At 57.7% G+C, this 14982-nt stretch carries 15 protein-coding genes; all 15 read left to right on the top strand.

From position 1 onward, the window contains the following. The gene (gene neuC, locus K8I01_10560; protein ID MBZ0220859.1) at positions 1–1164 is read left to right on the top strand and encodes a UDP-N-acetylglucosamine 2-epimerase; all 1164 of its coding nucleotides are present in this window, start codon (positions 1–3) and stop codon (positions 1162–1164) included. Then, on the top strand, positions 1161–2051 hold the full coding sequence (locus K8I01_10555; GenBank protein MBZ0220858.1) for a methionyl-tRNA formyltransferase: 891 nt from the start codon (positions 1161–1163) through the stop codon (positions 2049–2051). The genes neuC and K8I01_10555 overlap by 4 nt, the downstream gene beginning before the upstream one ends. Then, positions 2042–2713: a PIG-L family deacetylase gene (locus K8I01_10550; protein ID MBZ0220857.1), complete on the top strand. Its 672-nt coding sequence runs from the start codon at positions 2042–2044 to the stop codon at positions 2711–2713. The genes K8I01_10555 and K8I01_10550 overlap by 10 nt, the downstream gene beginning before the upstream one ends. After that, entirely contained in the window at positions 2713–3792 is a 1080-nt protein-coding gene (locus K8I01_10545) for an NTP transferase domain-containing protein (protein MBZ0220856.1), read from the top strand. The genes K8I01_10550 and K8I01_10545 overlap by 1 nt, the downstream gene beginning before the upstream one ends. Then, positions 3782–4558, top strand: coding sequence for an SDR family oxidoreductase (locus tag K8I01_10540; protein MBZ0220855.1), 777 nt, complete (start codon positions 3782–3784; stop codon positions 4556–4558). The genes K8I01_10545 and K8I01_10540 overlap by 11 nt, the downstream gene beginning before the upstream one ends. Next, on the top strand, positions 4555–5523 hold the full coding sequence (locus K8I01_10535) for a Gfo/Idh/MocA family oxidoreductase (GenBank protein ID MBZ0220854.1): 969 nt from the start codon (positions 4555–4557) through the stop codon (positions 5521–5523). Before K8I01_10540 ends, K8I01_10535 begins: the two co-directional genes overlap by 4 nt. Beyond that, positions 5510–6226: an acylneuraminate cytidylyltransferase family protein gene (locus K8I01_10530; protein ID MBZ0220853.1), complete on the top strand. Its 717-nt coding sequence runs from the start codon at positions 5510–5512 to the stop codon at positions 6224–6226. Before K8I01_10535 ends, K8I01_10530 begins: the two co-directional genes overlap by 14 nt. Then, entirely contained in the window at positions 6211–7101 is an 891-nt protein-coding gene (locus K8I01_10525; protein MBZ0220852.1) for an imidazole glycerol phosphate synthase cyclase subunit, read from the top strand. The genes K8I01_10530 and K8I01_10525 overlap by 16 nt, the downstream gene beginning before the upstream one ends. Before the next feature lie 58 nt (positions 7102–7159). Beyond that, positions 7160–7825, top strand: coding sequence for an imidazole glycerol phosphate synthase subunit HisH (hisH, locus tag K8I01_10520; protein ID MBZ0220851.1), 666 nt, complete (start codon positions 7160–7162; stop codon positions 7823–7825). Next, positions 7791–9005: an N-acetyl sugar amidotransferase gene (locus K8I01_10515; protein ID MBZ0220850.1), complete on the top strand. Its 1215-nt coding sequence runs from the start codon at positions 7791–7793 to the stop codon at positions 9003–9005. Before hisH ends, K8I01_10515 begins: the two co-directional genes overlap by 35 nt. Beyond that, positions 8998–9816 carry a 3-deoxy-manno-octulosonate cytidylyltransferase gene (locus K8I01_10510; protein ID MBZ0220849.1) on the top strand — a complete coding sequence of 273 codons (819 nt, stop codon included), beginning with the start codon at positions 8998–9000 and terminating at the stop codon, positions 9814–9816. Before K8I01_10515 ends, K8I01_10510 begins: the two co-directional genes overlap by 8 nt. Beyond that, a complete protein-coding gene (locus tag K8I01_10505; GenBank protein MBZ0220848.1) occupies positions 9813–10856 on the top strand; it encodes a hypothetical protein in 1044 nt (347 codons plus the stop codon). Before K8I01_10510 ends, K8I01_10505 begins: the two co-directional genes overlap by 4 nt. Continuing rightward, entirely contained in the window at positions 10846–12681 is a 1836-nt protein-coding gene (locus K8I01_10500; GenBank protein MBZ0220847.1) for a hypothetical protein, read from the top strand. The genes K8I01_10505 and K8I01_10500 overlap by 11 nt, the downstream gene beginning before the upstream one ends. After that, positions 12678–14216, top strand: a complete 1539-nt coding sequence (locus tag K8I01_10495) for a hypothetical protein (GenBank protein ID MBZ0220846.1) — start codon at positions 12678–12680, stop codon at positions 14214–14216. The genes K8I01_10500 and K8I01_10495 overlap by 4 nt, the downstream gene beginning before the upstream one ends. An 82-nt stretch (positions 14217–14298) precedes the next feature. Further along, complete coding sequence (locus K8I01_10490; GenBank protein MBZ0220845.1) at positions 14299–14958, top strand: acylneuraminate cytidylyltransferase family protein; 660 nt, start codon at positions 14299–14301, stop codon at positions 14956–14958. The last annotated feature ends 24 nt before the right edge of the window (positions 14959–14982 follow it).

Genomic DNA, 14982 nt, shown 5'->3' with positions numbered 1-14982 from the left:
TTGAGGCGGAAGGTCGCGGTCGTGACCGGCACGAGAGCCGAGTACGGACTCCTCTACTGGATAATAAAGGGCATACACGAGGACAGCTCCCTGGAACTGAGCCTCATAGCTACGGGCATGCACCTTTCACCTGAGTTCGGGCTTACGGTTAAGGAGATCGAGATGGACCGCTTCCCGATAGCCGAGAAAGTGGAAATGCTCCTAAGCTCCGATACCGAGCACTCGATAGCCGCATCTATGGGCATAGGAGTCATGGGCTTTGCAAAGGCATACGAAAGGCTCAGGCCCGATATGGTCGTCCTGTTGGGAGACAGGTTCGAGGTCCTCTCGGCCGCTGCCGCAGCGGTGCCCTTCAGGATACCCATTGCCCATATACACGGGGGCGAATCGACCGAGAGCCTTATAGATGAGCAGATACGCCATGCCGTTACGAAGCTGAGCCATCTGCATTTCACCTCGACCGAGGCTTACAGGAAAAGGGTCGTGCAGATGGGCGAGGACCCTGAGAGAGTAGTTTGCTCCGGCGCGCCCGGCCTCGATAGCATCCGGAGAATCAAATTATCGGGCCGGGACGAGGTCGATAGAACGCTCGGCATCCCGAAGGGCCGCGGAATCGGCGTACTCACATATCATCCGGTCACCCTCGACGAGGACCCGTCCGGCGGCCTTAGAGAGGTCCTGAAGGCCGTGTCGGATTTCAAAGGAGGCCTTTTCTGGGTGATAACGCTACCCAACGCGGATACAGGCGGACGCACAATCTCCGGAGAGCTTGAGAGGTTTGCGGAAAGAAACCCGGAAACGGCCAGGTGCTTCCATTCGCTCGGAAGGGTGGCGTACCTGTCGCTCCTTAAGTCCGCTTCCGTAATGCTCGGGAACTCGTCGAGCGGCATCATAGAGGCTCCCTCCTTCGGCCTGCCCGTGGTAAACGTCGGCGGCAGGCAGGGAGGGAGGATAAGGGCCGCAAATGTAATAGATGCGGCGCCTGAGTCCACGGAGATATTGAAGGCCCTCAAAGAAGCCTTTTCGCCGGATTTCAGGGAAACGCTTGCAGGCCTTGAAAACCCGTACGGCAACGGGGACGCGAGCGGCAAGATTATAGAGGCCATCAAAGAGGCGCGGATCGAAAAAATCCTGAAAAAGAGGTTCAGGGAGCTAACCGCGTGAGAAGGCATGTCTTCATAGGTGGAGTGGACTTTAGCGCCGCGTGCCTTGAGACCATGCTCAGGATGGGACTCTCTATGGCCGGAATATTCTGTCTTGAAAAAGGGGCTGCTTCCGCGAACAGCGACTACGCGGACCTGGGCGAGGTGGCAAGGAAGTTCGGGAAACCGTGCAGGTACTTCAGCAGAATAAAGGACGAAGCAGAGAATATAAGAGCGCTTGAGCCTGATGTCATTTTCGTAATGGGACTGTCGCAGATAATCCCGCCTGAGATACTCGGCATCCCCTCGATCGGGACCATAGGGAGCCACCCGGCGCTTCTCCCCCGGAACAGGGGCAGGCACCCCATTATATGGGCCATAGCCAACGGGCTTACGCAAAGCGGGCTCACGCTCTTTTGGCTCGACAGCGGCATAGATACCGGCGACATATGGGCGCAGGAGGAGTTCGCTGTCGGACCTGAGGACGATGCCTCGACGGTCTACGAGAGGGTCAAGGGGCTAGCCTCCGAGATGCTTAAGGCGCATATACCAGAGCTTGAGAAAGGGATCGCAAGGCGGAGGCCCCAGGACAGCTCCTTGGCCAATACCTTTAGGAAAAGGACCACAAAAGACGGCGAGATAGACTGGAGGATGGGGACAAAGAGGATATGCGACCTCATACGGGCCCTTTACAGGCCCTATCCTGGAGCGCACTGCATCCACAACGGCAGGGAAGTGAAAGTGTGGAGGGGAAGGGAATTCAATATAACCGGGGCTGCCTGCGGGCTTGAGCCAGGAAAGGTGCTCTCCTCGAACCTCGGGAGCATAGTCGTAAAGACCGGCGACAGCGCGATAGAGCTTATCGAGCACGGATTCGAGCGTTTCCCGGCCGCTGGGGAATACCTGTGAGGGTGCTTGTCATATCACCCCATCCGGACGATGAAACCCTCGGCTGCGGCGGAACGCTTTTAAAGCACGCGGACAGGGGCGATGAGCTCTTCTGGATCATTGTAACCAGTATGTCTACTGAAGCGGGGTTCGAAATTGAGAGGGTGAAGAGGAGGGACGAGGAGTTAATCGCCGTTTCGAAGGCATACGGGTTCAGGGAGGTAATAAAATTGGGCTTCCCCGCGGCCGGGCTCGATACTGTACCAAAGGCAGGGCTTATCAAGAGGCTATCGGAGGCGTTCTCCGTCCTAAAGCCGGAGACCATATATCTCCCGCACCCGGGCGACATCCATTCAGACCACAGGGCCGCCTCCGAGGCGGCGCTTTCGGCTGCAAAGGCGTTCAGATGCCCGTGGATAAGAAGGATATCCGCTTACGAGACATTGTCAGAGACGGAGTTCGCGCCACCTTTCGCAAGCAGGGCCTTTCTGCCGAACAGCTTCTCGGATATAACCGGGAGCCTTGAGCGGAAGATCGAGATCATGGAGACCTACGCCGGGGAAACAGGGGAGCACCCGTTCCCGAGGAGCAGGGATAGCATAAGGGCGCTTGCCGCCTTGAGGGGCGCAACAGCTGGCGTCAAGTACGCCGAGGCCTTCATGGCCTTAAAGGAGATATGGTGATGGACGCTCAAAAAGTCAAATCGCTTACCATAGGCCCGGAGGCCACGATAAAGAGCGCCATGCAGAGCATCAACGACGCGGGCGAGAAAATACTTTTCGTTACGGATGAGCTGGGGAGCCTCATAGGGGTAGTCACGGACGGAGACATAAGGAGGGGCATAATCAACGGCCTCGACCTCTCGTCCGCGGTTAGGAAGGTGATGAGGCCGGACTTCATCTGCTTAAGCCGGAGCGTCGTGGACCTTAAGAAAAAGGCGAAGGCGCTCATGAAAAAGCACCTCATCGAATACGTGCCGGTCCTCAACCGGAACAGGGAGCTCGTTGACATAATCTCCTGGATCGACTGCCTCAATGGGAACGGCAAGCCGCCGCAGGAGATGCTCAGGCACCCTGTCGTCATAATGGCCGGGGGCATGGGCACGAGGCTCGACCCCTTCACGAAGATACTCCCCAAACCACTCATCCCCTACGGCAGCAAGCCCATCATCGAACACATAATGGACGGCCTCCACGAATGGGGCTTCCACGAGTTCATACTCGTCCTCAATTATAAAAAAGAGGTCATAAAGCTCTATTTCGGGGAGAACAGACGGCAATACTCGGTCGAGTTCGTGGAGGAAGACGGGTTTTGCGGCACCGCTGGAGGTGTAAGCCTCTTGAAGGACAGGCTCAAGAGCACCTTCATACTCACGAACTGCGACACCATCCTCGAGACCGATTACCGGGAGATACTCAGGTGGCATGGGGAGAAGGGTAACATGCTTACGATAATCGGTTCGCACAGGGAGGTATCCATACCTTACGGCGTGCTGAACATGGCCAACGGCTCGTTCGTGGACATAAGGGAGAAGCCCAAGCTCGATTTCTTCATAAACACCGGCACATATGTGCTCGAGCCCGAGGTGCTCGACTTCCTCGAAAGGGGGAGGCACGCGGACATGGACTACCTCATAACACTTGCCAAAAAGAGGTATCCGGAAAAGGTAAGCGTCTTCCCGAGCTGGGGGAACTGGTTCGACATAGGCAAGTGGGACGAGTACAGGATGAGCCTTAAGAGGATGGAAAACGTTGAGAACTGAAAAGGGCATCTTCTCGTGCGAAGGCAAGACCGCGCTCGTGACCGGAGGGTGCGGCCTCATAGGAAGGGCCGCGATCGCCGCGCTTTTGAAAGCAGGCGCTTCCGTCGTCGCGGCGGACTTAGACGGCCAAAGGGGCAGGGGCTTGAGCGAGTCCTTGGGGTGCGGTTTTGTGAGGCTCGATATCGGGTCCGAGGCCTCTGTAAGGGCGGGGTTGAGGGAGGCGGTGAGAAAAACCGGGCGGGTGGACATACTCGTAAACTCCGCATATCCGAGGACAAAAGACTGGGGCCAGGAGTTCGAAAAAACCGCATTCAATTCATGGAAAAGGAACGTGAGCAGCCATTTAGGGGGCTATTTCCTCCTGAGCCGCCTCGCCTGCGAGGAGATGAAGGCAGGGGGCGGCGGCAGCGTCATAAGCATGGCCTCGGTATACGGCGTGGTCGGCCCGGATTTCTCGCTCTACTCCGGGACTGATATGACGATGCCAGCGGCCTATCCTGCGATAAAGGCCGGGATACTCGGTTACACGAAGTACCTTGCCGCCCGTTACGGCGGACACAATATCAGGGTGAACGCGGTCTCGCCCGGCGGTGTCCGTAACGGCCAGCCGGCCTCTTTCGTGAGGAGATACTCGGCAAAGGTGCCGCTTGGGAGGATGGCCGCGCCTGAAGACATATCCGGGGCGGTCGTCTTCCTTGCTTCCGACGCTGCAGCCTACATAACTGGGCAGAACATTATCGTGGACGGGGGGTTTACGGCAGTATGAGGGCGCTTGTGGCGGGTTTCGGCTCAGCCGGAAAGAGGCACCTCTCGAACCTCCTCGAGCTGGAGGGCATGGAGGGAGTGACGGTCCTTACCTCGCGCTGGTCCGGAGAGTGGTCGGGCCCGCCGAACGTGAAGTTCATAGGCTCCATTGACGAGGTCGGGAAAAGGGGAGCGCCCTCGGGCGCGGATTTCGCGATACTCGCCAACGAAACAGGAAAGCACCTTGAGACGGCGGTCGCGCTCGCCAAAAGGGGGATAGACCTCTTTATAGAGAAGCCGCTCTCGCACAGCCTCGAAGGGGTCGAATCGCTCGTGAGCGCGGTAAGGGAGAGCGGGGTCAGGGTATTCATAGCTTATAACATGAGGTTCATGGGAGCGATAAGGAGGCTCAAGGCGGAGCTAAAGATGGGCGCCGTGGGCGCGCCGTATTTCGCGCGCATAGAGGCGGGCCAGTTCCTGCCGTACTGGAGGCCAGGGAGCGATTACAGGAAGGGCTACAGCGCGAGCAGGGAAAGGGGCGGAGGGGTGCACCTCGACCTCTCCCATGAGCTGGACTACATGCGTTTCCTCTTCGGCGACCCGCTCTCGTGGAAGACGGCCAGGGCGGGCGTAAGCTCCCTTGAGATAGACTCCGAGGACGTCTTCGAGGGCATATACCATTACGAAGGCGGGTTCATCTGCAGCGTCCACCTCGACTATCTCCAGAGGCGGAAGACGAGGAGGATAATCGTCGTGGGCAGCCTTGGGAGACTCGAATGCGACCTCGTGGAAGGGAGAATCGTCCTGGAGAGCAGAGGGAAGACGGAGCGGATAGATGACGAGAACCTCTTTGGGCTCGACGGCACATATAAGGACGAGCTTGCATATTTCCTCGGCGCGCTAAGGAGGGGCGAAGACCCGGAACCGGGCCTTCACGACGGCATAGCGGTACTCAGGCTTTTGGAGGACTCGGGTGTACGCCAATAATAGGGTGCTCTGCGTCATACCCGCAAGGGGAGGGTCAAAAGGGCTCCCCGGGAAGAACGTCATGATGCTCGCGGGTAAGCCGCTTATCGCCCACACCATCGGGCACGCGCTCGGTTCCCGCTACATAGATAGGACTATCGTCTCTACTGAGGACGGCGAGATAGCAAGGGTAGCGCTGGAAAACGGGGCGGAGGTCCCGTTCCGGAGGCCTGCGGAGCTTGCGGCAGACGATAGCGGCACGATGGACGTGCTCGCCCACGCGGTGGAGGAGATGGAGATCGGGCACGGGTGCTCTTTCGAAATACTGGTGCTCCTCCACGTGACCGCGCCTCTAAGGAGGCCGGAGGACATAGACAACTGCATAGAACTCCTTGCCGAAAAAAGCGCTGGGAACGTCTTCTCGGTCACAAGGGCGCAGAGAAACCCATATTTCAACATGGTGGAGACGAAGCCTGACGGCAAGGTAGGCCTCGTTAAAGACGGCTCTTTCACCACGCGGCAGGACGCGCCCCCGGTATATGAGATGAACTCGTCCATCTACGTATGGCGGATGGAGAGGTTCAAGAAGGAGAGGAGCATATTCTCCGGCGGGAGCGCCATCTACGAGATGCCGAGGGAGAGGTCGATCGACATAGACGACCGGCTCGATTTCAGGATGGCGGAGATGCTCATGGACGGGGAGGGCGCATGCCAGGGAACCTGAGGATAATACCGAAGCTCGAGATAAAGGGGCCGAACCTCGTAAAGGGGGTCCACCTCGAAGGGCTCCGGGTGCTGGGCAAGCCCTGGGATTTCGCCTGCAGATACTACGAAGAGGGCGCTGACGAACTCATCTACATGGACGTGGTGGCGAGCCTCTACGGAAGGAACAGCCTCTCGGAGATAGTCGCGAGGACCGCGAACGACCTATTCATCCCGCTCACTGTCGGCGGAGGCTTAAGGACACTTGACGATATCAGGACGCTGCTGCGCGCCGGGGCTGACAAGGTCGCGATCAATACAGCGGCTATTAAAAATCCCGGGTTCATAAGGGAGGCTGCCAGGACCTTCGGGTCGCAATGCATAGTGGTCTCGATAGAGGCCAAGCGTACCCCGGGCGGCGGCTACGAAGCCTATACCGATAGCGGCAGGGAGCCTTCGGGCAGGGATGCCGTTGAATGGGCGATGGAAGCTGTTTCGTTTGGAGCGGGTGAAGTGCTCCTTACCTCCATTGACATGGACGGAACCGGCCTGGGCTATGATATCGAGCTCATAAGGAGGGTATCGGAGGCGCTCCCTGTGCCGGTAATAGCATCAGGCGGGTGCGGAGTCCCCGAGCACATGTGTGAAGCGGCACAGGCCGGCGCGGACGCGCTCGGCGCGGCATCGGTCCTCCATTACAGGAGCTATAGGCGCGAGGTCGATATCGAGGAGTTCAGGACCGAGGGGAATATCGAGTTCATGCTGGGGAATACAGGGGGCCACGGGTTTTTGAGGGGGCGTATAAGCCCTTGCGGCATAGGGGAATTAAAAGAGCGGCTTGGCAAGGAGGGCCTCAAAACGAGGGCGTGTCCTCAGCCGGTTTCAATAGCGCTCTGATACGGTCTCTTTAAAGGAGGGTCGATTGGGTCCAAGGGTCACAATACTCGACTACGGCATGGGGAATATATTCAGCATCGAACGCGCAATGAGAAAGCTCGGTTGTGAAGCTGTGCTAACAGGCTCGCCCGAGGGCATAGCCGGGGCCGAGAGGCTCATACTCCCAGGTGTAGGCGCATTCGGAAAGGCAATGGAAGAACTTGAGAGGAGGGGCTGCATCGACGCCATTTTGGAGTATGCGGCTTCCGGAAAGCCGCTACTCGGGATATGCCTCGGGATGCAGCTCCTCATGAGCGAGGGGAGCGAGTTCGGGGGAGGGCGCGGGCTCGGCATCCTAAAGGGCAAGGTAGTGGCGCTTAAGGGCGAGGATAGGGACGGGAAGCGCCTCAAGGTCCCGCATGTGGGCTGGAACGGCGTCTATGACCCTGGCAATGCGGCTCGCTGGAAAGGCACCATACTCGACGGGGTGGGGTCGGCCAGCAGTTTCTACTTCGTCCATTCATTCGTGTGCGCGCCCGCCGGCCCGGATACGGTCCTTGCCGAGACCGCATACGGCACCGAGAGGTTCCCGTCTGTAATACAGGCCGGGAATATACACGGTTGCCAGTTCCATCCGGAAAAGAGCGGGCCCCAGGGGCTCGCGGTCTGCCGTAACTTTGCTTTCAATACGCCTGAAAAGGGGTGCGGGGATGCTATTCGGAAAGACGCTGGACAGGCAGCTTGAGAAGAGGCCCGGAAAAGTAAGGTTTTGCACGAAGTGCGTCGTATCGAACCAGAGACCGAGGATTACGATAGATGCCGAGGGGGTCTGCAGCGCCTGCAGGTACGCCCACGAGAAGCACCGCGAGATAGACTGGAAGGAAAGGGAGGGAAGGCTCGCCGACCTCCTCGACAGGCACAGGTCGAAAAACGGGCGCTATGACTGCGTTGTGCCGGGTAGCGGCGGAAAGGACAGCGGCTATGTGGCCCACCAGCTGAAATACAGGTACGGGATGAACCCGTTGACGGTCACATTCGCCCCGCACATATACACGGACATAGGCTGGCAGAACTATGTCGCCTTCAAGGACGCTGGCTTCGACAACATCCTCATATTCCCGGACGGCAAGACGATCCGCAAGCTCTCAAGGATGGCCTTCGAGCTTTGGGGCGACCACTTCAAGATATTCGGCCTCGGGCAGAAGGCCATCGCCTTTAATGTCGCGACGAGGTTCGGCATACCCCTCATTTTCTACGGAGAGAACGGGGAGATAGAATACGGCGGGTCGGTCAAGAACAAGGAGAAGCCTTTCGAGGACATAGAGGACTGGAGCGAGCTCTATTTCCAGGGTTCCACGCTCGACGAGCTCCTCGAAGAAGGCCTCCAAAAGGGGCTCTTTACGAAAGAAGAGACCCGTAGCGAGACATTCCAGCTCTATAAGCCCCCCCCGGCCTCGGAGCTTCGGAGTCTCGGTGCCGAGATGCACTGGTTTTCCTATTACAAGAAGTGGGTGCCCCAGGAGAACTACTACTACGCCGTCGAGAATACCGGCTTCAAGGCAAACCCCGAGGGCCGCTCCGAGGGGACCTATTCCAAATACGCGAGCCTCGACGACATGACCGACGGCTTCCATTACTGGATGGCCTATATCAAATTCGGCATATGCAGGGCAACATCCGACGCGGCGCACGAGATACGGGACGGGCACATAACGAGGGAAGAGGGCGCGGCCCTCGTAAAGAGGTATGACGGCGAGTTCCCGGGCAGGCACTTCCGGACCTTCCTCGATTACCTCGGCATGGACGAGGCCGGGTTCCGGGAGGTTGTAGAGATGTACCGGACTCTTTCGCCGCACATATGGAAGAAAACCGGCGAGGGATGGAAGCTCAGGCACACTGTCTGGGGGGGCGGCGTCGATGACTGAGCCGGGGACTGAGCGTGGGGGCAAGGGCGTAATCGGCATCATACCGGCGAGGATGGCCTCAACGAGGTTCAGCGGCAAGCCGCTCCGCCCCATACTGGGCATGCCCATGATAGGACACGTGTACCTCCGGAGCAGGCTCTCTCCGGCCCTTGATGATGTATACGTGGCCACCTGTGATGCCGCGATAAGGGACTATATACAGTCGATCGGAGGCAAGGCCATTATGACGCTCGACACCCACGAGCGCGCTTCCGACAGGACCGCCGAGGCCATGCTCAAGGCGGAGGATTTGACGGGCGCTCGGGCCGATATAGTCGTGATGATACAGGGAGACGAGCCGATGGTCAGGCCGGAGATGGTAGGAAGAGCCGTTAAGCCCCTCCTGGACGACCCGGAGGTGAACATAGTGAACCTAATGGCCGAGATAAGCGAGTCGGAAGCCGGCGACCCGAATGAGATAAAGGTGGTAGTGGACAAGCGCGGGGACGCCGTTTACTTTTCGAGGGAGCCCATACCCTCAGGAAGCAAATACAAAAGCGGCTTGAAGCGCTTCAAGCAGGTCTGCGTGATCCCGTTCAGGAGGCAATCCCTCCTTCATTTCAACCGCCTCGGCCAGACGCCCCTTGAGATAATCGAATCTGTTGACATGCTGAGGCTCATAGAGAACGGCCTCAAGGTGCGGATGGTGCCTACAGAGGCCGCGACCTGGAGCGTTGATACACTCCAGGATTTAAAGAAGGTCGAGCATGCTATGATGGGCGACACCTTGCTCGGCAGATACATGGGCAAAGCGGCGGGGGGGCGGGCATGAGGTTCACCAAGCCCCTCACCATAGCGGAAGAGATAATCTTCGTGGACGGCCTCTGGGGCACAGGAAAATCGATAATAGGGCCGGTCCTGGGGAGCTTCGAAAGGGTCGAGAAACAGAGGCTGGAGCCCATATTCGAGCATCTTTCGGTCCTCGACCGATTCGGCAGGATAGACCCGGACGCCGGGGCGGCCATGATGAGGCTCTACACGGATATCGCGCTCTTCAACTCCATGATATCGCGCGAGGTGAACCTCCGCCCCTTCGACGACTCCGGGCTCCTCAATAACCCCAGGCCGCTCGAATATATAGCGAGGCTACTGTATAAGGACGGCGACGCGGTCATGGAGAGGATAAGGAAGAAGAGGCCGATACTCCAGATAATGACCCACCAGATACTGCCAGCTGCCGGGCTCGCTTTCAGGTCCTTTGGCGAGAGGTTCAGGATTATCGAGATGGTCAGGCACCCTCTTTACATGACCCAGCACTGGTTCAGCTACATAGAGAGGTGCGGGAGGGACCCGAGGGAGTTCACGCTATGGATAGAGGACGGCAGCGGCCCGCCCCTGCCCTGGTTTTCAAGCGGATGGGAGGAGAGATACTCGAACCTTTCGACCATGGACAAGGTCATCTACTCGATAAAATGGCTTTACGAGGAATCGGAAAAGGCCTTGAACAATCTTACAGAGGGCGAAAGGTCGAGGGTCTTCTTCGTCCCATTTGAAAGGTTCGTGAAAGACCCATGGCATTTCATGGAAGAGCTCAAGGATTTTCTCGGGGTGAAGCCCACGGAGAGGACCAAAAGGGTCTTAAGAAAACAGAAGTGCCCGCGCGCGAACCTCTCGGCAGGAAAAGGGCATGAGAGCTACGGATGGAGCGGCCCCCTGGGGAGCGACGACAGCGAAGATTACAGCAGACGGATGGAGTTCGTGGATGCGAACGCAAGCCCGGAGGCCGCAATCGAGCTGAGACAGATGTGCGAGGCATACGAGGAGCGGTTCCAGGTCTCAATCCAGGAAAGGGGGCTTGAATATGGCGCGTGAAGACCTCCTGGTGCTCCTTGAAGACAGTCGACAGTTTTTCGAGTACGAGAAGGCCAGGCCCGAATACGCCTTTTTCAGGCACACGATACTGGCGCTGACCCCTCGCGCAATCGAGATATGCGCATCAAAAGGGTTGCACTACTTTACCCCAGAAGAATGCTTTTCAGAGGCTGAATACTATCGGCAAAAGGCGGCTTCGGAAGAAGAGATAAAAGGGATGGTCTCCGCGCTCGACAGCCATTATGCGCGGCTCTCGAAAGACGAGATCGGGTGGGCGCTCGAGATGGGGAAATACTTTTACCTGCAGCTCTATCTTCTTGCAGGCGCCCTGCACCTGAGGGCGTTCGTGCTGGAGAGGGCCATCGCGCGTTTCAATCCCGGCCTCGTTTTAGCCTTCATGCCGCGCCCCGAGGAGAAAGAGAACTGGAAGATGCAGAGACACAGGCCATATGCCGAGCTCCTCCTTAACTCGCCTTATGCCGGTCGATGCCGGGTAATTGAATACGGCCGGGCTCAAAACGTTGTCTCGATACCGGAGAAGTTGAGGGGCGCGGCCATCGAGGCTATCGGCCGTTTCCCGGCGCTTTCGAGCTATTACGCGCTGAGGAGAAACGGCCTGAGCGGCGCGAGAAGACCCGGCATGGCAAATATCCTGATCATCGGGCCACTTTATAATTGGAGAAACGTACTCAGCCATCCGAAATTAAAAAACCGCGCCGGCCTTTTCTGGATTCCGAGGGAGCAGGCGGGACCTCATGCGCGTAAAGCCCGGAAAAACGGAGGGGCCGGGGAGGTCTATGACAGCAGGTTCCTGGGTTTCGACCTGAACCGGCCTCTAAGCATGTTTTTCAGCGCGGCCCAAGCGGAATTCGATGAGCTTCTGGAAACACATGACGATGTGGTCAGGATGGTCGAAAGGGCTGACATGGTCCTTGTCTCGGTCTTTACCTCGCCCAGGCTCAACCATGCCGCCCATGTCGCAAGGAGCATGGGGAAGCCTGTTGTTTTGTACCAGCACGGCGAACAGAACCTCTGGGACAATAGCCTCTTCCCGGAGGCGACCGAGCTCCTGTACGCCGACCACTACCTTGCCTTCGGGGATGGCGTGACAGGCAAGTATCTCGAGGCCGTTGGAGAGGAAAAGTTGAAGGGGGCCGTCTCGATAGGATCAGCCGCGCTCGACTCCATCCCGGACGGAGAGGAAAAAGACGGCTATATGCTCTATGCCACAGGGAAGTACCATCTCTACTCCACCCCGTTCATAAGCACTCTTGGGCAGGACACCCGTCTTTATTACGCTCAGAAGAAGATACTCGGATTTCTGGCAAGGCAGGCCAGTGCCGGAGGGCAGAGGGCAATATTCAAGAAGAACAACACGGCAAGCCATAACGAACTGCCGTTCAAGGTGGATAAAGGAATAGAGGAGGCGACGTTTGATAAGAAGTTCACCTCCCTTCTTGCAGGGGCATCGCTCGTCATACTCGACGCGCCCGCGACCACCTGCCTCGAAGCCTCTGCAACAAAAAAGCCCCTCTTCGTCCTCCTTGACAGGGTCAAATGGAACGAGGAACCAGAGAGACTCCTAAAGAGAAGGGCGGTCACGGCCTATACCCCGGATGAGCTTATTATGAAAATAGAGGAATACTTGAAGACCGGGGAATATGGCGCGGATCTCGATGACCGTGAGTTTGTAAGGGCTTACGGCACATATCTTGACGACCGGAGGAGCGCCGAGCGGGCAGCCGGGTTTGTCCTCAAGCTGCTCGGGGAGCGCGCCCAATATGCGGGGGTCCGGACCCGGAGGGGGTCAGAGTCAATCGCATGAACTCTGTAAGAGCAAGGTATTTCGCGAAGCTATCGAACAACATGGTAGGAATGCTGGGCGGTATAGTCACCGCGCTCCTGGTTCCGAAGTCCCTTGGCCCCGCGCATTACGGGGATTTCAATTTCCTGAAGGACAGCTTCGAGAGCCTGGTGAGGACAATGGACATGAACGCTTCGAACGCCCACTTTACATATTCATCAAGGAACAAACGGAGCGGCCCGGCAAACCAGGTCTATTTTTATTTCTCGATTTTCGTGGGCTTTGCACTGGCCGTGCTCGTGGGAGCTGCCATTTATTACGGCGCCGCAGGCTCTGTCTGGCCCGGACAGGGTGCATTGTTCATCTTCTCCGGCGCAACCCTTGGTTTTTTGGCGTATCTCGCTTCGAACCTCACGAACCTATCGGACAGCAAGGGCTTTACCGTGGTAATCGAGAACCAGCGGAGACTCGTGGTCGCCCTATCCGTGCTCGGGCTCCTTGCCCTGTACTTTTCCGGGCTCTTGAGCTTCGCCACGTTCTTCTCGTATTCGATAGCGGTGCAGGCTGCGATTGTGCTCCTTTCCGGGGCGCTCCTTAAGAAAACGGGAGTTTTCGGCTTCGGCTTCGAAAAGGTAAGCCTCGAAGAATTGAAGAGCACGGCCAGGTACTTTTACGGCTACTCCTCGCCGCTCGTGGCGGCCCTGGTCATCGGCCTCGTCTTCGGCTTTTTCGACAGGTGGCTTTTGCAGGCGGTCGGCGGGTCTGTCTCACAGGGCCATTACAGCCTGGCGCTTAAGCTCTCGATGGTCTGCGCCCTCTTCACGAACTCCATGGCCCCGGTCTTCTCGCAGAGCGTCGCCTCGGCGCACGCCTCGGCCGACATGGGGCGCGTAAGGGACCTCTTCGGCAAGGTCCGGGTCTTTTATTTCACGGCGGCCTTCATCTCGGTATTCTTCGTATTCCATGCGGAAGAGATAGTATTCCTGGTCGGCGGGGACGAGTACGGTGGTGCAACACTTCCAGTGACGGTCATGATGTTCTACCCCATACACCAGGCCTTCGGGCAGCTCTTCGGAAGCGCGGTGCTTTCCATGCAGTTCACGAATATCTACAGGAACGTGAGCATCCTTTCCTCATCCGCCGGGCTGGTCCTGAGCGTCATTCTTGTAGCGCCGCCCGGCTCCGGGGTGCCGGGGCTCGGCATGGGAGCGGCAGGCCTTGCTATAAAGGTTGTCGCGTTACAGGTGCTCTCGTCGAACCTCATGCTCTTTTACGCGTGCAGGAAAGCGGAGCTTGGATTTGCGAGCCTCGCCGCCATGCAGGTGGTCCTGCTCCTGCCGGTATTAGGGATCGGCTACCTGAGCTCGTTTGCAGGAGGGCTCGTTTTGTGGGCAGGCGGCATGACCGCCGCAGGGGCAATGGGGAGGCTCGTTCTCGACGGTTCCGCGTACGTCCTGGGCTCGGCCCTCCTCTGCCTCGCGTTCCCGGCTATGCTGGGAATCAGACGCGAGGATATGCGCGGCTATGCCAGGGCCTTTCTCATGAAAGGGGCGTAGCGGCTTTTATCCGCGAATATGACGGGAGCCGTTGTTTCGGCTCCGGGGAGAAGAGATGGAGAGAATGATAGCGCTCGTCCCCATGAGGGGCCGAAGCGAAAGGATACCCGACAAGAACATAAGGGATTTCGGAGGCAAGCCCCTCTTCTACTGGATATTGGGTACGCTCCAAAGCTGTCCGAGTATCGAGAGCATATACGTGGACACGGACAGCGCTGTCATAAAAGAACTGATAGAAGAATTTTTCGGTGCATCGATAATGATTATAGACAGGCCGACCCACCTTCTGGGCGAGCACGTCTCCATGAACAGGATAATAGAGCACGATATATCGGTCATAGAAAAGGGAGCCCATTTCCTGCAGACCCATTCGACCAATCCCCTTTTGAAGCTATCGACGATAGAGGACGCGGCCAGGGACTACTTCTCCGGCCTCGCCCAAGGGCACGACTCCCTTTTCTCGGTAACCATGCGCCAGTCGAGGTTCTATGACGAGGCATTGAGGCCGATAAACCACGACCCGGCGAGGCTCGAGCGTACACAGGATCTTAAGCCGCTCTTTGAGGAGAATTCGAATTTCTACGTCTTTTCCAGGGAAAGCTTCAAATCGAGCGGCGCACGCATAGGCGCGAGGCCTTATGCCTACCAGGTGCCCAAGCTCGAAAGCATAGACATAGACGAGATGCTCGATTTCAAGCTGGCGGAGCTCCTTTTTAAGCTGCAGCTTCAGGAAGCCGGATGAAAGCTATAGTCGAAAACGGAGGTT

This window comes from Deltaproteobacteria bacterium (assembly GCA_019912665.1).
In the GTDB taxonomy this organism is placed as follows: domain Bacteria; phylum Desulfobacterota; class GWC2-55-46; order GWC2-55-46; family GWC2-55-46; genus UBA5799.
Note: the sequence above shows the minus strand (reverse complement) of the source record. Positions and strands in the feature narration are given on the sequence as shown.